The following is a 19,434-nucleotide window of genomic DNA, read 5'->3' as shown; positions in this document are numbered from 1 at the left end:
ACAATGAGGCGTTCACTGCTAACCATCAAATCGAATCTAAGGGGTTAGAACATGACGACGCACCACCGCACCGCCGACGTCGCCGGACGCCAGATCTTCTACCGCGAGGCCGGGCGCTCCGATGCCCCCGCCATCGTCCTGCTCCACGGCACCCCGGCCAGCTCGCACATGTACCGCCACCTGATCCCCGCGCTGGCCGACCGTTATCACGTCATCGCCCCCGACTACCCCGGCTTCGGCCACTCCGAGCGACCGCCGGTCGGCGAGTTCGACTACACCTTCGACGGCCTCGCCGACCACGTCGACGGCCTGCTCGATCACCTCGGCCTGACGCGCTACGCGCTGTACGTGCAGGACTACGGCGCCCCCGTCGGCTGGCGCCTGGCGCTACGGCACCCCGAGCGCATCGCGGCGATCGTCACGCAGAACGGCAACGCCTACGTCGAGGGCTTCGTCGGTGACGCGATGGAACCGCTCTTCGCCTACGGCCGCGACCGTTCGGAGGCCAACGCCGCGGCGCTGCGCGACCTCATCAGCCCCGACGGCCTGAAATGGCAATACACGCATGGGGTTTCGGATCCCACCGTGGTCGACCCGGACGTCTGGGTCAATGCCCACGCGGCGGTCGCCGACACCGAGGACGCGATCGCGGTGCAACTCGAGCTGTTCGCCGACTACGTCACCAACGTCGAGCTCTACCCGCGCGTGCACGAATACTTCCGCACCTCGGGCGTACCGCTGCTGGCGGTCTGGGGCCGCAATGACGAAATCTTCGGTCCCGCAGGCGCATTGGCGTTCACCCGCGACCTGCCACACGCGCAGGTCAACCTGCTCGACGGCGGTCACTTCCTGCTGGAGAGCCAGCTCGACGCGGTCGTGTCGCTGATGCGGCCGTTCCTCGCCGAGCACCTGGGCTGACACCCGCCGAGACTGAATCTCGCGACGCTCGACCCGGCATTCGCGTCGTGACGTTCAGTGTCGCGTCACGGGCTATTCGACCGTGACGGACTTGGCCAGGTTGCGCGGCTTGTCGACGTCGTAGCCCCGCGCCTGCGCCACGCCCGCGGCGAATACCTGCAGCGGGATCGTCGACAGCAGCGGCTGAAACAGCGTCGACACCGCGGGCATCTCGACGAGGTGGTCGGCATAGGGCCGCACCGTGTCGTCGCCCTCCTCGGCGATGACGATGGTGACCGCACCGCGCGCCTGAATCTCGCGGATGTTGCTCAACAGCTTGCTGTGCAACATCGCCGCATTCTTCGGCGACGGCATCACGACGATCACGGGCAGGCCGTCCTCGATCAGCGCGATCGGCCCGTGCTTGAGCTCGCCCGCCGCGAAGCCCTCGGCGTGCATGTACGCCAGTTCCTTGAGCTTGAGCGCCCCCTCGAGCGCGACCGGGTAGCCGACGTGACGGCCCAGGAACAGCACCGTGGAGGACGACGCGAAGCGATGCGCCAGCTCGGTGACGGGCGGCATGCACGTCAACACCCGCGCGATCAGGTCGGGCATCGACTCGAGCTCGCTGAACTCGCGAGCGACCTCGTCGGGGTACTTGGTGCCGCGGGCCTGCGCCAGCGCCAGCCCCACGAGGTAGTTCGCGGTGATCTGGGCCAGGAACGTCTTGGTCGACGCGACGCCGATCTCCGGGCCCGCCCTGGTGTAGAGCACCGCGTCGCACTCGCGGGGTATCTGGGAGCCGTTGGTGTTGCAGATCGCCAGCACCTTGGCCTTCTGCTCCTTGGCGTGGCGGACGGCCTCGAGCGTGTCGGCGGTCTCACCGGACTGCGAGATGGCGATCACCAGCGTGCTGCGGTCCAGCACCGGATCGCGGTAGCGGAATTCGCTGGCCAGCTCGACCTCCACCGGCAGCCGGGTCCAGTGCTCGATCGCGTACTTCGCCAGCATCCCGGAGTGGTAGGCCGTGCCGCAGGCCACGATGAACACCTTGTCGATCTCGCGCAGCTCCTGGTCGGACAGGCGCTGCTCGTCGAGCACGATGCGCCCGTCGACGAAGTGCCCGAGCAGCGTGTCCGCGACGGCGGCCGGCTGCTCGGCGATCTCCTTGAGCATGAAGTACTCGTAGCCGCCCTTCTCGGCGGCCGACAGATCCCAGTCGATGTGGAACGGGCGGGCCGGGGCTTCTTCGCCGTAGAAGTCGGTGACGCGGTAGCCGTCGGCGCTGATGACGACCGCCTGGTCCTGCCCGAGCTCGACGGCCTCGCGGGTGTGCTCGATGAAGGCGGCGACGTCGGACCCGAGGAACGTCTCCCCGTCGCCGACGCCGACCACGAGTGGCGTCGACCGGCGGGCCGCGACGATGGTGCCGGGATCGTCGGCGCAGGCGAACACCAGCGTGAAGTGGCCCTCCAGCCGCGGCAACACCGCCATCACGGACGCGACGAAGTCCCCCGCGTGCGGCCCGTGGTGGTACTGCCACGACACCAGGTGCACGGCGGCTTCGGTGTCGGTGTCGCTGGCGAACTCGACGCCCGTCGCCTCGAGCTCGGACCGCAGCGCCGCGAAGTTCTCGATGATGCCGTTGTGGACCACGGCGATCTTGCCCGCCGCGTCGCGGTGCGGGTGTGCGTTGCGATCGGTGGGCCTGCCGTGGGTGGCCCAGCGGGTATGGCCGACGCCGGTGTTGCCGACCAGTCCCTCGGCATCGGATTCGGCCATTGCGGCCTCGAGGTTGGACAGCCGACCCGCCCGCCGCCGGACGGCCATGCCGCCGTGACCGTCGAGCAGCGCGACGCCCGAGGAGTCATACCCCCGGTACTCCATTCGGCGAAGCGCGTCGACGACGATGTCGCGGGCAGGACGATGCCCGACGTAACCGACGATTCCGCACATGGGTCATCAGGGTAGTGCAGACACCGCGAAAAACCCGCGTGAGCTACGGTCATCGGGTGGCCAAGACGAAGAAGCTCTTCGCTGCGTTGACCCGTCGGGGTCCGCACCGCGTTCTCCGCGGTGACCTGGCCTTCGCCGGTATGCCGGGCGTCGTCTACACCCCCGCGTCGGGGTTCAACCTGCCCGGCGTGGCGTTCGGACACGACTGGCTCGTCGGCGCCGAACGGTACGCGGGCACGCTGGAACACCTGGCGTCGTGGGGCATCGTGGCCGCCGCGCCGAGCACCGAGACGGGTTTCGCCCCGTCGGTGCTCAACCTCGCCTACGACCTGGGGACGACGCTGGACATCGTCTCGGGTGTGCGCCTGGGCCCCGGCCAGATCAGCGTGCACCCGACCAAGCTGGGGGTTGCTGGGCACGGATTCGGCGGTTCGGCCGCCGTGTTCGCCGCAGCGGGCATGACCGACAAGCTCAAGGCCGCCGCGGTGCTGTTCCCGTCGGTGACCACGCCGCGCGCCGAACAGCCCGCAGCCGCGCTGCGGGTGCCCGGCCTGATCCTCGCCGATCCCGGGGACCCCATGTCGCTGCGGTCCAACGCCGTCGAGCTGGCGCGCGCCTGGCGCCCCGCGACGGTGCGCACCGTGAAGAAGGCGACCGCGGGGGGCATCGTCGAGGGCCGTCGCGTCGCGCGCGCATTCAAGCTGCCCGGCGCCGACAAGAACACCCAGAAGACGGTGCGCGCGTTGCTCACCGGCTATCTGCTGCACACCCTGGCGGGAGACGGCGACTACCGCGACTTCGCCGACCCCGACGTCGCGCTGCCGAAGGCCGCCGTCCTCGACCCGTACTCCGACGACCCCGTCGCGCTGGAGAACAAGGTCGTCGCGTTGCTCAAGCTCTGAGGGGTGCCGCGGTGTCGACGTCCTCGCCACGGACCGCACCCGCACCCAGCGCCGCCAGACATGCGGCGGCCATGGGCAGGAGCAGCGCCAGATTCAACGTGATCAACTCCGACAGCCAGCCGATGATCGCCGGACCCGCGAGCAGCGCCACGTAACCGGCGCCGACCACTCTCGAGAATTCGGTCCCCGACGCGCCCCTCACGTTGCCCGCCGCCGAAAACACCTGTGGCAGACCGCCGGACAGCCCGAGTCCGACGACGAGCCAACCGAACATCGTCACGGGCAGCAGCGGTGATGCCACGACGATGCCCAGGCCGATCGCCGACAGCAGTCCTCCCCACCGCACCACCCAGACGGGCCCCTTCCTCGCGCTGACCCAGTCGGCGGTGAACCGTCCCACCGTCATCGCCGTCACGAAGGCGCCGAACACCAACGCGCCGAGCGCCTTTGGCACCCCCAGATGGGTCTGGGCGTGAAGGCTGCTCCAGTCCATCGCGCAACCCTCGGCGAGCAGCAGGAGGAACGCGAGCGCACCAAGCAACACCAAGTGACGTCGCTTGCGCCGGCGATCGACCGGACCCGCCTCGTCCGTGGTCTTGTTCTCGGTCATCGCCTCGGCGGGTACGGACAGCAGGTTCGGCGCGGTGATCGCCGTGAGTAGCAAGCACCCGCAGCCGATTGCGGCGGCCGTGGCCCACATGGTCCAGTTGGTGGCCAGCATGGCGGCACCGATCAACGAGCCGATCACACTCCCCACCGAGAACACTGCATGGAAGGCAGACATGATCGGCCTTCCCACCTCCTGCTCGACGGTGACCGCCCGCGCATTCATGGCCACGTCGGTGACGCCACACGCACTGCCGAAGAGCAGCAGTCCGCCGGCCACCAGCGGCGCCGACGGCGCGACGAGCGGGAACGTCACCGTCGTGCACATGGCCGCGGCGCCGATGAGCGATATCCGCGCACTCCCCCAACGGCTGATCAGCGGTCCGCTGACCTGCATTCCGATCAGCGCCCCCGCCCCGTGCAGGAGCAGCAGTGTTCCGAGCGTCCCCGCTGACACACCAATGCGCTGTTGAACCGACGGAATGTGCACCGCCCATGTCGAGATGCACAGCCCGAAGACCACGAAGACGAGGAATACGGCGGTGCGGGACCACTTGATGCCAGTCACCTGTTAGCCGGTACCCCTCGGACGACGTGTTCTCTCACGGACACGGCTCCATCATCGTGCAACGTCTGCCGATCATGATTACCCGCCTCCCCAACCAACCAGTTGGCCGTGATATAACCGGAGCATGCGCACCGGAATCTTCCTGAGCTATGCCAGCGGCTTCCGGGAGGCAGCCGACCAGGTCGTCGAACTCGAGAAGTGCGGCGTCGACATCGCCCTGGTCGCCGAGGCCTACTCCTACGACGCGATCAGCCAACTGGGGTACCTCGCGGCCAAGACCTCCACCATCGAACTCGGCTCCGGCGTCGTGCCGATCTACACCCGAACGCCGTCACTGCTGGCAATGACGGCAGCCGGCGTCGACTACGTGTCCGACGGCCGTTTTCGGCTCGGCATCGGGACGTCTGGACCACAGGTCGTGGAGGGCTTCCACGGCGTCGCCTTCGACGGGCCGCTGGGCCGCACCCGTGAAGTGGTCGACATCTGCCGCCAGGTGTGGCGCCGCGAGAAGGTCCAGCACGACGGCAAGTACTACCAGGTGCCGTTGCCCGCAGAGCGGGGCACCGGGCTCGGCAAGCCGCTCAAGTTGATCAATCACCCTGTGCGCGAACGCATTCCGATCACCATCGCCGCACTGGGGCCGCAGAACGTCCAGTTGACGGCCGAGATCGCTGAGGGCTGGCAGCCGGTGTTCTACTACCCCGAGAAGGCCGACGACGTCTGGGGTGACGCACTCCGCGCGGGCGCCGAGAAGCGGGACCCCACCCTCGGCCCGCTCGACGTCATGGTCTCGGCCAGCCTCGCCATCGGCGACGACGTGGAAGACCGGCTGGCGTGGGCGAAACCGCAACTGGCGCTGTACATCGGCGGCATGGGCGCACGCGGCAAGAACTTCTACCACAGCCTGGCCACCCGGTACGGCTACGGCGACGTCGCCGACCACATCCAGGACCTGTACCTCGCGGGCAAGAAGGAAGAGGCGATCGCCGCCGTGCCCGACGAGCTGGTCCGCAACGTATCGCTGGTCGGGCCAAGGGGTTTCGTCGAGGAGCGGCTAGCTGCCTTCGCCGAGTCCGGTGTCACGACGCTGCTCGTGCATCCCCTCTCCGGTGACGACCGCGAAGCAGTGAGGTTCTGCGAAGAGCTGGTCTCCCTCGCGCACTAGACGAGCAGGATGCCACCCTCCACCGTGATGACCGTGCCCGTGCTGAACGTCTGCTCCATGCAGTAGAGGTAGGCCCGCACCACGTCGTCCACCTCGCCGATCCGCCCGAGCGGAACACGTTGCGCCTCTTGCTCGTACAGAGCCTGCCGGTCCGCCTCGGCCATGTCGTCCCACAGCGGCGTCCGAATGAGCCCGGGCGCAACGGCATTGACGCGGATGGGGGCGAGCTCGTGGGCCAGCGCGGTGGTGAGCGCGTTCATCGCGCCGCACAGGCTGACGGGCAGGGCCCCGAAACCCGGCGTCCACGCCGCGGTGCCGCTGGTGAGTGTCACCGAGCCGCCCGCCCGCAGCCGCGGACCGAATACCCGCACGGCACTGAGGGCGCCGACGAATCGGGTCTGCAGGAAACCGTTGATCGCCTCGGGCGTCAGATCGGCCAGCCGCCCCAACTCCAGTGATTCGCCCGCCGTGTACACCAGGTGATCGACGTCGCCGACGGCGTCGGCGAGCCGGTCGAGAGCCAACGGGTCAGTGGGGTCGGCGATTTCGCCGACGGCTCCGCCGGGCAGCTCGGCCAGCGCCCGATCGACACTGCTCTGCCGGCGCGACGCGACGATGGGCGTGGCGCCACGGTCGGCGACGGCGCGGGCCACCCCGAGACCGATGCCAGAGGTGCCGCCGATGACGAGGACGCGGGTGTTGTGAAGGCTCATTCCTTCACGGTCCACCGCGGAGGGCTCGCATGTCCAAGACCCTTCGCGTCGCGTGGCAATACCTTCGGGATGGCGATCCATCCACAGGTCGGAATTTGGTGCGACCTGGGGTGCGCGGCGGGCCATAGAATCGAACACGTGTTCGACACTCTGGTGACCACGGCGCTGTGCGCGCAGGGACCGGTCGCCGTCGAACTGTGGACCCGGGTGGAGAACGCCGCCTGCGCACACCGCCTGCACGCCATGCGGACCATGCTCGAGGCCGCCATGTCCGCCGACGGATCGGTTGATCGCGACCAATGGTGCATCGACAACTGGAGTGCGGTGTGCGCCCACATCGGCGCCGCCCAACGCCTCACCACCCGCTCGGTGTCAGCCACCCTGCTCGTCGCCCTGGCCCTGCGCGAACGCTTCCCCCGCCTGGAAGCCCTGTTCACCGACGGACGCCTCAGCTACCCCATCGTGCGGCTGATCACCACCCGCGCCTCGGCGGTCATCGACCCCGCCGTCTGGGAGGCCCTCGACATCGCCCTGAGCGAACGGTTCACCAGCACCGACTACCCCACCTCGCTCTACCGGGCGCAGAAGGCCGTCGACGCCGAGATCTGGCGCCTGGACCCCGCCGCGGTGCACCGCACCCAGACGCGCGCGCAGGGCCGCCGGGTGGACGTCACCATCGACGACGAGACCGGCATCGCTCAGCTCTATGCCAGCCTGTTCGCCACCGACGGCGCCGCCTTCACCACGCGTCTGGACGCCCTGGCCGACACCGTCTGCCCGCAGGACCCGCGCACCAAGGACCAACTACGCTCCGAAGCCATCGGGGCGTTGTCCTACGGCCAGGACCGCCTGGCGTGTCTGTGCGAACGCCCCGACTGCGAAGCGTTCCTGCGTCCACCGTCGACCGGGGTCGTCATCCACCTCATCGCCCACCCCGACACCATCACCGGCAACGGGTTCTCTGATTTGCCGCCGGTGGTGCCCCCGGTTGACGGGGCCCGCGGTGATGTTTTGGCGGACTCCGAGGTCGAGCCCGAACGCGAGGACGAGACCGACGACGTGCCCCAGGCTGACGTCGAGCCCGAGGACGCCGCGGTCGACGTCGACACCGACGATGCGTTCGCAGAGCCGAATTGGGCGATGGAGACCGAGCCCACAACCGCCGACCCCCGCGCCGAGGCGAGTGCCGACGCGTCCACCGGTCAGGACGACGACACCGACGCCACGGTCGACGCCGACACCGATTCGGCGTCAACCGAACCCAAGCCGGCGGAAGAGACCGAACCCGCCGCAACCAACACGCACCCCCGTTCCGACGCCCCCACCAACGCGGGCGACGATGACTCCGTCGCCGAGCTCACCGCCACCGACGGCGTCACCGATACGGACGACGTTGCCACCGACACCACGGTGGACGACGTCGCCACCGACACCACCGTGGACGACACTGCGGATGTCGACCTCGACGGGGACGCAGCCACCGACGCAGCCAACGACACCACCGCGGAAACCAACAACGCCCCCGCCGCAACCGAACTCACAAACCCCAACCCCACCACCGACCCCGACCTCGCCCCACGCGCCCCCATCCCGTTCATCACCCCCGAACAGGAATGCGCCGGCCTCGACGGCACCCCACCCCCGCTCTACGACAAACCCCTCACCCAACTCACCTGGGCCGAACTGTTCCACCCCCGACCCCACCCCCAACGCCTCAGCGCCCTGCCCACCGCCACCCTCCTCAGTGGTGGCGTCCTCAGTGGCACCGTGCTCCCCGGAGCGATCGCCCGCCGCGCCGCCACCGGCGCCACGATCTCGGTCATCGTGCACCCCGGCCAAGCGCCCCCCGAACCGCACTACCGCCCCTCACCCACACTCGCCGACTTCATCCGCTGCCGCGATCAAACGTGCCGCTACCCCGGCTGCACCAAACCGGCCAGCACCGCCGACATCGACCACACCATCCCCTACCCCTACGGGCCGACGGCTGCCTCCAACCTCAAGTGCCTCTGCCGTGAACACCATCTACTCAAAACCTTCTACAACGGCTGGCACGACCGACAACTCCCCGACGGCACCGTCATCTGGACCACCCCCGACGGACGCACCCACACCACCCAACCCGGCAGCCACACCGACTACCCCCACCTATGCGCACCCACCGCACCCATCACCGCCCACCCGCCACCACCACAGCCCGCCAACGAACTCAAGATGCCCACCCGACGCGCCACCCGCAGACACGACCGACGCCAGCGCGCCCTCACCGAACGCCAAGCCAACCGACGAGCCCTCGAGACCGACCACCCCACCACTCCCAGCGCCAAATATCAAGCGGCACAGCATGACTCAGACCCTCCACCGTTCTAGTGGAAGTAGCACGACGCGGGAGGACCAGTCGGCGGTGGCATAAGCGTCCCCGCCGTCGGCGACCACGCCCGAGTGCGGCCCGATACCCTTGGGGTATGACGAGCACCGACCTCGACATGCGCAAACTGCGCTACTTCGTCGCCGTCGCCGAGGAACTGAACTTTGGGCGCGCCGCGCAACGCCTGCACATCGCCCAGCCCGTGCTGTCACGACAGATCCGGTCCTTTGAGGACGAACTCGGTGTGCGCCTGCTGAACCGCAACACCAAGGGCACCACGTTGACACAAGCGGGCAGTCAACTGCTGCTGGACGCCCGCTTCCTGCTGTCGGAGTCGAAGGCGTTGCGCGAGCGCCTCTCTCGAGCCGCCGCCCCGCTCCAGTCGATACGGATCGGCGTGATGCCGGGACTGCTGGCGACCGCGGCCGCCCGCGCCTTCGAAGCGGCGCATCCCACGCACCGCGCGGAAGTGGTGCCCATCGGCTGGTCCGAGCAGATCGAGTCGGTCCTCAGCGGCCGACTCGACGTGGTCTACGCCCGCGAGCCGCTCGATCACCGCGGCCTCGGCACCGCAGCACTCCTCGAGGAACCTCGGGATGTCCTGCTGCCCGTCGACGATCCACTGGCTGGCCGACCCACGGTAAGTCTCAGCGACCTCGCATCGCACCGGCCGCTGCAGGATTCCGGCACAGTGCCCGAGTGGTACGCGATCGCGACGCCGCAACAGCGGCGCGCCACACCACGCAGCGCATTCACCATGGAGGACAAGCTCGAGCGCGTCGCCGCCGGCGAGGGGTTCGCGATCGTGCCGCGCTCGGCGACCGCGTTCTACCGCCGACCCGACGTGAGCGTCGTGCCGGTCGACGACATCCCACCCGCCCGGGTGACGCTGATTTGGAATGCCACCACCGTCGATCCCGTGCGCGACGCCTTCGTCACCGCCGCGCTAACGGCCCGCGAGCATACGGTCTGACCGCGGCTACTCCCCCACCTGAGGTACGGCGTCGGCGGCCTTCTCGCACGGCGTCTGCTCCGCGGCGGGGGCTGGGGGCGCGGGCTCCGGTGGTGGCGCGGCGGGTGGTGGAGGCTCGGGTGGGGCTGTGACGGGTGGGGCTTCAGTGGGTGGGGCTTCAGTGGGTGGGGCCGCAGCGGCTGGGGCCTGAGCGGGTGGGGCCCCAGCGGGTTGCTCGCCTGCGGCGCAGCCATCGTCGACGGGATCCTTCTCCTCGGGGGCTGGCGCGTCGGAGTCGTGATCCGGCCCGTCAGGATCGTCCTCAGGCTCGTCCTCCCCGTCGGCATCTTCCTGGTCCTTCTCATCCGGGTCGTCGTCCGCGGCTGGGTCGTTCGCGGGGTTGCCGTCGAGCGCGTCATCGTTTGATGACGCGCCTCCCGCCGATCCCACCAGCCCGCTGAGCAGGTCGGCCAGCTGCTGACCCAACCCCGACACGCCAGAGCCCTGCGTCCCCACCCCGAGGTCACCCATGGGGGGCGCGGGCTGGGTGACCGGGGCGGGCGGGGGCGGGGGCGCCGCAGCCGGGGGCGGGCCCGACCACGAGGGATCAGGCGCCCATGCCGCTGCCGGCGTCGTACCGGCCGCGGGAGCCCACCCAGCCGACGCCGGGCCCACCCCCGAAGCCGCGGGAGTCCAACCAGCCGACGCCGGGCCCACCCCCGAAGCCGCGGGAGCCCACCCCGGGGCCGCCGAAGGAGCCACCCCCGCGCCCCCAGGACTGAAAGCGGCCGGAATCGTCTGCGCCACAAATACTCTCGCGACCGGATCATCGCGCAAAGCACCTCCACACGGCGGCTCCGGCCCCAGGTCACCCGGCACCTCGAACACGGCCCGCGGCAGACTGGCCATCGCCGCACAGGCCGCATCGTAGGCGGCGTCGATCGACGTCATCGCGGCACGCATCGCACCCACCCAGTCCGACGCGACGTCGGCGTCGACGAACGGCATGACCCGTTGCCGAACCAGCTCGCTGGCGGCATCGAGGTCGGCTCCGCTGCGCGTCACGGTCCTGGCCGCGGCCAGCCACTCGACGCGGTGCGGCGCCTGGCTGCCCGCGACGGCTTCGGTGGCGGCCACCTTCTCGTCGACCGCGTGCCACAGCGCGTCCGGCAGCGCGGCCGCGGCATCGGCGGCCCTGCGCACCGCCGCGCTGACGGACTGCGCCGCTTGGCAACTGCGGGAAAGGAATTCGTCCGCCGCAGCACCACCCCGGCCGGCCCACCCCGCGGTCAGCTGTGCGGCCAGATCGGCCTGGCGGCTGGCCGCTTCCTCGGCGGCGAGCGCGGCGGCGGACAAGGCGCGGTGGTCGGCGTCGAGGACGCGCAGGTCCATCCCGTCGTCGCCGTCATACCAGTCGCGGACCTGGGTGGGATGCGCGGTCAGGTCGCGGTGCTGATAGCCGAGCGAACGGCACGCCGCCACGTACTCCTCGACGTCGTCCACGGTGGGCCGCCCCTCGGCGAGCCGCGCCGTGACGTCGAACTGCTCGGCCACCGTCAGCTCAGCCGGGCCGCGGCGACGGCATCGGCCTCGGCGTAGCGGCGACCAGACGCGGCGAGCGCGGCCCCCACCTCTCGCAGCGCCCTCGCCCACTCGAGCACCTGATCGGCGACGTCGTCGACGGCCCGGCGCACGGCATCCCCGCGGGCCGCGTGTGCGGCGCCGGCGACCGCGCCGTCGAACGCCAGCCGGTCCAGGTGGCGCACCACCCCGTCGACGAGCTCGGCCAACGCGTCCCACCGGCGGGCCGCATCGAGCAGCTCCCCTACGTCGGCCCGAACCGATTCACTGTGTCCCATGCCGGGTTACGACGCGGCGGGCACCCGTCCGGTTCCGCAGCGGGGCGATCGGGTCAGGCGAGATCCAGATCGAGCCCGGCCAGATGACCGCGGGCCTGCGCCTGACCGATCGACCCGGCGCCCGCCCCGTCGTGCAGCAGTCGCCAGCCGGCCCGGTCGTCGCGCCCCTCCGGCAGCTCCAGCCACCGACTCAGCAGCCCCAGATCCCCAGAGGCGATGACGGCGGTGCGCAGACTGGTGCCGAGCTCGGTGCGCAAGCGGGCGATCGCCGGTGACATCGACTGCGGCAGCAGGGCACCGGTGTACGCGCTCAGCGCCGAGCCGACGTCGCCCGCCCGCATGGCCGCGAACACCTCGCTGACGTCGCTGTCGACCGGGTGCAGCAACCGGTAGGGACGCGAACCGACCACCACGGGTTCGATGACCCGTCGCAGCCGCGACATCTCGGCGCGGACGGTGACGACGTCGAGGTCCTTGTCGTCGAGCATCATCGCGAGGTGATCGGCGCTGAGCCCCTCGGGGTGCTGGGTCAGCAGCACCAGGATGTCGGCGTGGCGGGGCGTCAGTGCCGTGATCCGGCGCTCGCCGCTCTCATCGGTGAACTGCCACCGCGGCCGATGAGCGCCGAGCACGCGCAGGTGGGCGCTGGTCTCGGCGCGTGCGTGCGCTCGGGGCTCGGTCAGCCGCAGCAGGGCCAGATGGTTCTCGACGGCGACGGCGGTGGCGCGCACCAGCGCGAGCGCCTGCCCGGAGGCCACCTCGGGCCCGCCGGTGAGGTCGATGGCGCCGAGCAGCACGCCCGTGGCGGGGTCGTGCACGGGCGCGGCGGTGCAGTTCCACGGCTGGGCGACCCGGGCGAAGTGTTCGGAGCTCCTGATCTGCAGCTCGCGATCCAGGGCCAGCGCGGTGCCCGGCGCGTTGGTGCCGACGTGGCGCTCGCTCCAGTCGGCACCGGGCACGAAGTTCATCGACTCGGCCTTGCGACACGCCTCGGGGTCCCCCTCGACCCAGAGCAACGTCCCGTCGGCCGACGTCACGGCGACGACGACACCGGAATCAGCGGCGTCGTCCACCAGGAGCTTGCGAATCACCGGCAGCGCCGACGCCAGCGGATGGGCGTCTCGCATCCTGGCCAACCGCAGGGTCACCGACGACGACGACGCGCCCTCGCCGTCGGGGTCGACGCCCTTGGCCAGGCTGCGCCGCCAACTCTCGGCCACCACCGGCCGGATCGGGGTGGTGTCCAGATAGGACGGGTCGACGCGACCGGCGACGAACAGTTCGTGGACCGCCCGCAGCGCCGTCGAGGGCGCCCGCAGCGACGCGCGATCACCGAGCGCCTTCGGCACACCCATCGGGAATCACGCTCCTCGAACGGCAGACTCCGCGGCACCGGCCTCCGTGCCGGACCACTGCGAGACAGCGTAGTCCTCCGGTCCGCCGACGTCGCCCGTCCCACTCGAAACGCCTACGTGGCGCTCATATGAGCGCGACGGCTCGTCGGCGACCCGTCCCGCATCACGCGCACCGGAACGTCGAACACGTTGTCCACCAACCACTTTGGAGGCGCTCAACGCGGCAGACCAAGCAACGGGATGCCCACCACGATGCGGGCGGCGTCGTGGCCCAGGACGCGGGCGACGGCCGCATCCGCGGGGCCCGTCGAGACGAGCTCGGGCAGCGGCGCGGGCAGCTTGTCGTGCTGCACGCACACCCCGCCGTCGGCATCGATGCCGACCCCAACGCTCAGCGACGACCGCCCCGCCGCCGCGACGGCGAGCTCGGGCGCCGCGACGGGCCGCCGGGGCCGCTCGACGACGGCGGGCACCCCCTCCTCCTCGATGCCCGCCAGCACCGCCCGTTCGACCGGCCCGTCTGCACAGCTGAGCACCAGGATGGCGGGCTTGTCCGGCTGACCGCCCTCACGCATGGGCGCCGGCTTCGACGGTCGGCGTCCGGTCGGCCGTGGCGGCGTAGGAGGCGACCAGTCCCGAGGCCACCGCGTTGCGCGGGCCCTCGGTGCCACGGACATTGCCCGTGCCGCAGACGATTCCGTAGGACGCGACGGCGTCGGCGATCAGCTCGGGGATCTCGAAGTCGAGTGCGCACCCACCGAGCAGCACGACGAAGCCGAGCTGGCGCAGATCGCCACCCGGCGCGACGCTGCGCAGCGCGCGCAGGGCATTCACCACGAAGACCCGCTCCTTGGCCGTCCTGCGGACGTCTCTGATCCGCTCCAGGGAGTGCCGCGTCGGGATGGGGTTCATCCCGCTCTCGCTCAGCGTGACGACGCGGGCGAATGCCGTTGCGGACAGCGGCGTCTCGAAGAACTGCACGGTGCCATTCTCCAGCCGGACGTGAAAGAAGCTCTCCGCCTTGGCAAGTGGGCACCGCTTGATCTCCTCGGCCAGCTCGAGGTTGCTCAGCCCCAACTCCGCGTCGATCAGCTTGGTCACCAGATCCCCGGCCCCGGCGAGGTGGGTGGCGTCGATGTGGCCGTCGACGCCGATCGCCGCCGCGTCGGTGGATCCGCCTCCGAGGTCGAGCACGACGAGCGGCTGGTCGGTGCCCGGCGTGGTGAGGGCGCCGAGCACCGCCATCTCCGCCTCGACCCCACCGACCACGACCTCGACGCGGTCGGCGCCCTTCGCGCGCAACGCGACCGCCACGGCGTCGGCGACGGCCTGCATCCCACTTTCCTTGGTACGCACCATGGCTGCGAGAGCCACCGCGTTCTCGAGGGCGACCTCACCGGCCACGCCGCCACGGACCTCCTGTGGCACCAGCGTGTCGACGGCGAGCAGATCGGAGATGCGGACGTCGGCCAGGGCGTGCTGGGACAGGTCGGCCATGCTCTGGCGCACGGTGGCGATCATGCCCCCGGTGTTGGTGCCCGCCTCGCCGACGACGTCCTCCAGCGGGCCGACGCGCTGCACCTCCGCCATGATGTCCACCGCACCGCGTGACACGTCGACCGAGGCACGCTTCCTCGGCCCGATCAGGTCGAGGGAGCCGGCCGGGATCGTGCGATCCTCGACGTCACCCGACGGCGTGCGCACCACCACCGCGGACCGGTTGCCGACGAGGGCGCGCGCCACCGGCGAGACCACCCTGGTCTGGTCGGGATCGAGGCCGAAGATCGTCGCCAGACCATAGGCGTTGGACAGCGTGCGGATCGACTGCCCTGGCGCGGCCACCTCGACGGCGGCGACCATTCCGACCGGCACCAGATCGATGCGCGACACCTCGTCGACGATGGGGATCCTGCGGACGAGCCGATTGGCCACCAGCACCGCGTCGTCGTCGTAGAGGATCGCGCCGGTCACGTCGAGCCCGCGGTCGACGGCGGCGTTGATGGTGGCGGCCGTGACGTCGAAGTCAATGCCCTTGGGCACCAACACGATCACCGGTTCGTCGGCGGCCACGTCGGGCAGCTCGTCGAAGCCGACGATGGTCCCGACGCCGAGTCCCCGCCCGCCGGGGGTGCGCGGATCGTGCCCGATCATCGTGGACTCGGTGATGATCGTCTCGGTGATCGTCTCCATCGCCAGCCCGCTGATGACCGGCGTCGCCTCGTTCAGCAGGATGAGGTCCAGCTCCGCCAGCCGGACACCGGCGCCGTCGAGCGCCCGCGTCACGGCCTTGGTCACGCCCTCGACGTTCTTGACGGTGCCCTTGATGCCCGTCGTCGCGGTCAGGGCCGCACCCACGTAGGCGACCGCGCCGTCGGCGTCGATCGTCGCGAGACTCGCCTCCGTGGTGGAGTTTCCGATGTCGACCCCCACGACGGTCCGCCCCATCGCGCTAGCCAATGGCCGCCGTGGAGAACTCGGGGGTGACCTCCACGGGGCGCGCCCCCTTGCGCACCAGCTCGGTCTCCTTGAGGTGCAGCAGTGCGGCCTTGGCCTGCCAGCGCGGTCGGGCCATCTGATCGTTCAGCGTCGGAACCGGTTGCGGTGACTCGCCTTTCGCATACTGCGCGGCGTTGGAGCCGATGCTGCGGTAGGTCTCCAGCGTCAGCAGCGGGCACTGCGGGAACAGCTCGAGGCTGGACAGCCGGGGCAGGTCGCGCTGATGGATCATCGACGTGCCGCGGGCCAGGATCCCGATGCCGATGCCCGACCCCGACAGCTTGGCCGCGGTGTGGGCCATGAACGCCAGGTCGGCACTGTTCTGCACGCGGATGATCCGGGCGCTCACCTCCTGCTCCTCGATGCCCGCCAGCAGCTGACGGATGACCTCGGCGTGCGGGATGTCGACGATCGTCCGGCTGAAGAGGCTGCCGAACGCCGGCGAGATCGCGATGACCACCTCGTCGGAACGCGTCCCGCGGCCGGCGGGTCCCACCTCGGTAAACGACAGCGTCCGCTGCTCGTCCTGCACGTTCGTCGCCACGATCACTCCACCTCGGTCTCGGGGTTCGACGCGCTCGTCACGTGCCTGAGCTTCTTCATCTCCTCCCACCGCGCGCCCGATGGACGGTATCCGGTGCCCGGGCCCGCGTAGTCGTTCGCGTCGTTGACCGCCGACAGCGGCACCAGCGACGGCGTCATGATCGCCGCCGTCTGCAAGAGATCGCCCGAAACCCGTTGGCGCAGCACCGCCAACACGTTCTCGGCCATGTCGGAGAAGCCCGTCGCCTCCAGCGCCCTGACCAGATCCAGCCCGGTGACGTTGCGGTCCATCACCTGCTGGGCGCCCTTGAGATCCTCCAGGACGTCGCGGGGGATCAACTCGCGACTGCCGTTGGCGTACACCGCGGCGTCGATCTCGGCATCGGTGATCGGCGGCAGGTCCAGATAGTCGAACACCGCCTGCAGCGCCCTGGCCGCCTTGGTGCGCACGGCGAGGATGTCGGACTCCTTCACGTGCCGCAGGCCGCCGTCGATCTGCAGGTCGCGCTGGATGGTGTTGAAGTCGTCGTAGTCGTCGCTCTCGAGGTTGGAGCCCGCGAACATGTTGTCGTAGTTGGGCATCGTCGAATAGCCCGAGCAGACGAAGTCGGTGCCCGGCATCATCTGCGGCATCAACCGCGCGGTGCGGCGCATCGCCGAATGCGAGAAGGACTGGTCGTTGCCGGACGCGCACTCCAGGTCGACGGCCGAGGCGATGAGGTTCTCCGCGGCGACCGCGCGGATGCCCGCGGGCACCGCGCCCGGCACGCCGATGCAGGAGATCGACCCGTTCTGCAGACCCTGCACCCCGGCGCCCTTGGCCACGAGAATGCAGCGAATCTCCAAGTACAGCATGGACTTTCCCTGCGCATTGCCCATCTGCACCTCCGAGCCGGTGCCCGAGGTGAACCGCATCTTGATGCCGCGCGAGGCGTAGGCCGCAGCGAGAAATGCCTTCGACCACGGCGTGTCGTCACCGTCGACGAAGACCGGCTCGGTGCCGTACACCGAGATCGTCTCGGCGTAACCGGTGATGCCGCGCATCCCGAGATCCAATTCGGTGGCCTCCTCCAGGGCGCACTGGGTGAGCGGGCCGCCCTGGTTGACCTGGCTGCCGATCTGCTGCGCGAGCGCCACCAGCGGCGCGTACCGCACGACGCCCAACGTCGTCTCCACCTCGGAGAATCCGCGCAGTGAGGCCTCGGCGGCGTCGCACGCCACCTGCAGCGGATTGTCGCGGGCGCTGGTGCAGTGGCCCTGATTCGCTGGCGTGCGACGGGCCCGCATCTTCTGCATGCCCATCATGATCTCGACGATGTTGAGGTTCTTGGCGACGGCCAGCAGCTTGGCGGGGGTGAGCCCGTTGGTGACCGCGATGACCTCACTGCGGGTCACGGCCGGGTCGACCAGCATGCGCGCAATGTCCTGCGCGGACAACGCCATCGACTGTTCGGTCGTCTCGGCGTCGATGGCCTTGTCGGCGATGAACTGGTCGATGAAGTCGAAGTCGGCGCGCGCCACGCCGTCCATCTCCACGACGACGCCGTTCTCCACCCGCACGCTGGGCTGCGGGTCGAACGCGCTGTCCATCGCGACCATGCCCACCTCGGGCCACTCCTCGACGAACCCGTCGAGGTTAACCGGACGGTCCTCCAGGATCTGCGTCCGCGCGGAATGGCGGACCCCGTTCGCCTGCGCGCCGGATCGCTGAATGGCCTCTGCCGTCATGACTGCTCCTGTTCGTTCTCCGCGAGGATGTCGCGGCGCTCGTAGACGTCGGCGGCCTCGCGGACGAGTGCCGCGAGCAGCGTGGCGTCGTACTGCGACTCCAATTCGTCGGCGATCGACTCCAATTCGGCCCGGCTCGACGCGTTGGGGCGCAGCGCGTTGTAGATCTGCAGCACGCGCTCGTCGCTGAGCGCGGTCATCTCCGCGGCCCGCCGCAGGTTGGCCCCCAACTGCGTGCGCCCGTCCTTCTCCGCCACCTGGGCCTGCAACCGCAGCGTGTCCGGCGTGATGCGCAGATCGGTCGCCTGGACCTCACCGGAGACCACGGCCTCCATGGTGATCTCGTCGATCGACTTGCCGGTGGGGGTGAAGAGCAGATCCCTGCGGTGGACGCTCAGCGGGTAGTCCACCGCGGGATCGAGGGTCGGTTGCGTCATGCTGCTCCAAGGGGTGAGGGGTGGCTCTCGGTCACCCGACGTCCGCACACGTGACCTGTCGGTCCCGTCGCGCTCATTGTGGCTGACGTCACGTTGCAACGACGTTGCAGCGAATCGGACCGCTAGCGTGGGCGCCACCATGACCGAGACCCCACTGCCGTTCGACGGCGCCGCGCTGCTCACGCGAACTGCGGCGTTGGGCCCGTACTTCGCCCTGCCCACGGTGGCGGCCGGGGCGGGCCAGGACGTGGCGGCACTGCTGGCCGACGAGGCGGTGGTGCGGGACTTCGTCGACCGCACGCGGGGCGCGATCGCCGCATCGATGGCGTGCGAGACCGGCCTCGTCCCGCGGCGGATGGCGGCGTCGTCGTTCCAGATGGGTGTCGTGGCCAGGCTGCTGTCGCCGGTGCTCGGGGCCGCGACGCTCGGCGCCCGCGTGCCCCTGCTGACCGAGACGTCGGTCCGCTGGCTGGGCAGCGACGGGCACGCACCGCGGTTCGGGCTCGCCGGTCCGCACTGGGCGCCGGCGGCCGAGCGCGCGGCCGACGCCATCGCCACCTCGGTGCTCGCCTGCCTGGTGGGCCCGCTCACCGACACGCTGGCCGCCGCGGTGGGACTGTCACCCCGAATCAGCTGGGGCAACGCCAGCTCCGCGGCCAACGGCGCGGTGACGGTGCTCGCGATGACGCGCCCCGACCTCGAACACGCGGGCCGGGCCCTGGTGGCGGACCTGCTGAGAACCGATCCGCTGCGGGGCACCGCGCACGTCACCGACGGCCGCTTCGTGCGTCGGAGCTGCTGCCTGTTCTACCGCGCCCCCGGGGGCGGGCTGTGTCAGGACTGCGTGCTCGCCACGCGCTGAGTTTTGCAACGTCGCTGCAACGCATCG

At 70.2% G+C, this 19,434-nt stretch carries 17 protein-coding genes; 6 read left to right on the top strand and 11 right to left on the bottom strand.

The annotated features are described in order from the left end of the window. Nucleotides 1–51 precede the first annotated feature (51 nt). Nucleotides 52–918, top strand: coding sequence for an alpha/beta fold hydrolase (locus G6N60_RS06165; RefSeq protein WP_163733975.1), 867 nt, complete (start codon nucleotides 52–54; stop codon nucleotides 916–918). A 72-nt stretch (nucleotides 919–990) separates the two neighbouring features. Here G6N60_RS06165 and glmS read toward each other — a convergent pair whose 3' ends face one another. Beyond that, nucleotides 991–2,853 carry a glutamine--fructose-6-phosphate transaminase (isomerizing) gene (glmS, locus tag G6N60_RS06160; protein ID WP_163733972.1) on the bottom strand — a complete coding sequence of 621 codons (1,863 nt, stop codon included), beginning with the start codon at nucleotides 2,851–2,853 and terminating at the stop codon, nucleotides 991–993. 56 nt (nucleotides 2,854–2,909) lie between these two features. Between glmS and G6N60_RS06155 the strand changes: the two genes are divergently transcribed. Further along, nucleotides 2,910–3,755 (top strand): dienelactone hydrolase family protein, encoded by an 846-nt coding sequence (locus G6N60_RS06155; protein WP_163733969.1) that lies wholly within the window; start codon nucleotides 2,910–2,912, stop codon nucleotides 3,753–3,755. Here the strand turns inward: G6N60_RS06155 and G6N60_RS06150 are convergent. Next, nucleotides 3,745–4,929, bottom strand: a complete 1,185-nt coding sequence (locus tag G6N60_RS06150; protein WP_163733966.1) for an MFS transporter — start codon at nucleotides 4,927–4,929, stop codon at nucleotides 3,745–3,747. The two genes, G6N60_RS06155 and G6N60_RS06150, sit on opposite strands and share 11 nt — an antisense overlap. A gap of 124 nt (nucleotides 4,930–5,053) precedes the next feature. Here G6N60_RS06150 and G6N60_RS06145 point away from each other — a divergent pair, with 124 nt between their 5' ends. Further along, on the top strand, nucleotides 5,054–6,094 hold the full coding sequence (locus tag G6N60_RS06145; protein WP_163733962.1) for an LLM class F420-dependent oxidoreductase: 1,041 nt from the start codon (nucleotides 5,054–5,056) through the stop codon (nucleotides 6,092–6,094). On the opposite strand, the gene G6N60_RS06140 is transcribed toward G6N60_RS06145, so the two are convergent. Then, a complete protein-coding gene (locus G6N60_RS06140; RefSeq protein ID WP_179969647.1) occupies nucleotides 6,091–6,807 on the bottom strand; it encodes an SDR family oxidoreductase in 717 nt (238 codons plus the stop codon). The genes G6N60_RS06145 and G6N60_RS06140 overlap by 4 nt on opposite strands. A 138-nt stretch (nucleotides 6,808–6,945) precedes the next feature. On the opposite strand from G6N60_RS06140, the gene G6N60_RS06135 reads away from it, so the two are divergent. Next, the gene (locus G6N60_RS06135; protein ID WP_163733959.1) at nucleotides 6,946–9,177 is read left to right on the top strand and encodes an HNH endonuclease signature motif containing protein; all 2,232 of its coding nucleotides are present in this window, start codon (nucleotides 6,946–6,948) and stop codon (nucleotides 9,175–9,177) included. 95 nt (nucleotides 9,178–9,272) lie between these two features. Beyond that, nucleotides 9,273–10,148 (top strand): LysR family transcriptional regulator, encoded by an 876-nt coding sequence (locus G6N60_RS06130; RefSeq protein WP_163733955.1) that lies wholly within the window; start codon nucleotides 9,273–9,275, stop codon nucleotides 10,146–10,148. A gap of 6 nt (nucleotides 10,149–10,154) precedes the next feature. On the opposite strand, the gene G6N60_RS06125 is transcribed toward G6N60_RS06130, so the two are convergent. From G6N60_RS06125 to G6N60_RS06090, 8 genes are all read right to left on the bottom strand, one after another. Continuing rightward, a complete protein-coding gene (locus tag G6N60_RS06125) occupies nucleotides 10,155–11,681 on the bottom strand; it encodes a hypothetical protein (RefSeq protein WP_163733952.1) in 1,527 nt (508 codons plus the stop codon). 2 nt (nucleotides 11,682–11,683) lie between these two features. Further along, nucleotides 11,684–11,986: an ESX-1 secretion-associated protein gene (locus tag G6N60_RS06120; RefSeq protein WP_163733949.1), complete on the bottom strand. Its 303-nt coding sequence runs from the start codon at nucleotides 11,984–11,986 to the stop codon at nucleotides 11,684–11,686. Between the two features lie 53 nt (nucleotides 11,987–12,039). Then, the gene (locus G6N60_RS06115) at nucleotides 12,040–13,341 is read right to left on the bottom strand and encodes a helix-turn-helix domain-containing protein (RefSeq protein ID WP_163733945.1); all 1,302 of its coding nucleotides are present in this window, start codon (nucleotides 13,339–13,341) and stop codon (nucleotides 12,040–12,042) included. Nucleotides 13,342–13,556: 215 nt separating this feature from the next. Beyond that, on the bottom strand, nucleotides 13,557–13,916 hold the full coding sequence (locus tag G6N60_RS06110) for a glycerol dehydratase reactivase beta/small subunit family protein (protein ID WP_163733942.1): 360 nt from the start codon (nucleotides 13,914–13,916) through the stop codon (nucleotides 13,557–13,559). Then, complete coding sequence (locus G6N60_RS06105) at nucleotides 13,909–15,786, bottom strand: diol dehydratase reactivase subunit alpha (RefSeq protein ID WP_163733939.1); 1,878 nt, start codon at nucleotides 15,784–15,786, stop codon at nucleotides 13,909–13,911. Before G6N60_RS06105 ends, G6N60_RS06110 begins: the two co-directional genes overlap by 8 nt. Nucleotides 15,787–15,790: 4 nt before the next feature. Further along, on the bottom strand, nucleotides 15,791–16,381 hold the full coding sequence (locus G6N60_RS06100) for a propanediol/glycerol family dehydratase medium subunit (RefSeq protein WP_281355642.1): 591 nt from the start codon (nucleotides 16,379–16,381) through the stop codon (nucleotides 15,791–15,793). 2 nt (nucleotides 16,382–16,383) lie between these two features. Continuing rightward, nucleotides 16,384–18,108 carry a propanediol/glycerol family dehydratase large subunit gene (locus G6N60_RS06095; RefSeq protein WP_163733936.1) on the bottom strand — a complete coding sequence of 575 codons (1,725 nt, stop codon included), beginning with the start codon at nucleotides 18,106–18,108 and terminating at the stop codon, nucleotides 16,384–16,386. Further along, the gene (locus G6N60_RS06090) at nucleotides 18,105–18,545 is read right to left on the bottom strand and encodes a diol dehydratase small subunit (RefSeq protein ID WP_163733934.1); all 441 of its coding nucleotides are present in this window, start codon (nucleotides 18,543–18,545) and stop codon (nucleotides 18,105–18,107) included. Before G6N60_RS06090 ends, G6N60_RS06095 begins: the two co-directional genes overlap by 4 nt. A gap of 139 nt (nucleotides 18,546–18,684) precedes the next feature. Between G6N60_RS06090 and G6N60_RS06085 the strand changes: the two genes are divergently transcribed. Further along, complete coding sequence (locus G6N60_RS06085; RefSeq protein ID WP_163733931.1) at nucleotides 18,685–19,407, top strand: (2Fe-2S)-binding protein; 723 nt, start codon at nucleotides 18,685–18,687, stop codon at nucleotides 19,405–19,407. Nucleotides 19,408–19,434: the final 27 nt, after the last annotated feature.

The sequence above is a fragment of the Mycolicibacterium madagascariense genome (assembly GCF_010729665.1).
Lineage (GTDB): Bacteria > Actinomycetota > Actinomycetes > Mycobacteriales > Mycobacteriaceae > Mycobacterium > Mycobacterium madagascariense.
This window is presented reverse-complemented; position numbering and strand designations above follow the sequence as displayed.

Excerpts from the sequence above, each read along its gene's own strand:
- G6N60_RS06165 (WP_163733975.1), top strand. The coding sequence starts at position 52 with ATGACGACGCACCACCGCACCGCCGACGTCGCCGGACGCCAGATCTTC.
- glmS (WP_163733972.1), bottom strand. The coding sequence starts at position 2,853 with ATGTGCGGAATCGTCGGTTACGTCGGGCATCGTCCTGCCCGCGACATC.
- G6N60_RS06145 (WP_163733962.1), top strand. The coding sequence starts at position 5,054 with ATGCGCACCGGAATCTTCCTGAGCTATGCCAGCGGCTTCCGGGAGGCA.
- G6N60_RS06140 (WP_179969647.1), bottom strand. The coding sequence starts at position 6,807 with ATGAGCCTTCACAACACCCGCGTCCTCGTCATCGGCGGCACCTCTGGC.
- G6N60_RS06130 (WP_163733955.1), top strand. The coding sequence starts at position 9,273 with ATGACGAGCACCGACCTCGACATGCGCAAACTGCGCTACTTCGTCGCC.
- G6N60_RS06120 (WP_163733949.1), bottom strand. The coding sequence starts at position 11,986 with ATGGGACACAGTGAATCGGTTCGGGCCGACGTAGGGGAGCTGCTCGAT.
- G6N60_RS06115 (WP_163733945.1), bottom strand. The coding sequence starts at position 13,341 with ATGGGTGTGCCGAAGGCGCTCGGTGATCGCGCGTCGCTGCGGGCGCCC.
- G6N60_RS06110 (WP_163733942.1), bottom strand. The coding sequence starts at position 13,916 with ATGCGTGAGGGCGGTCAGCCGGACAAGCCCGCCATCCTGGTGCTCAGC.
- G6N60_RS06105 (WP_163733939.1), bottom strand. The coding sequence starts at position 15,786 with ATGGGGCGGACCGTCGTGGGGGTCGACATCGGAAACTCCACCACGGAG.
- G6N60_RS06095 (WP_163733936.1), bottom strand. The coding sequence starts at position 18,108 with ATGACGGCAGAGGCCATTCAGCGATCCGGCGCGCAGGCGAACGGGGTC.
- G6N60_RS06090 (WP_163733934.1), bottom strand. The coding sequence starts at position 18,545 with ATGACGCAACCGACCCTCGATCCCGCGGTGGACTACCCGCTGAGCGTC.
- G6N60_RS06085 (WP_163733931.1), top strand. The coding sequence starts at position 18,685 with ATGACCGAGACCCCACTGCCGTTCGACGGCGCCGCGCTGCTCACGCGA.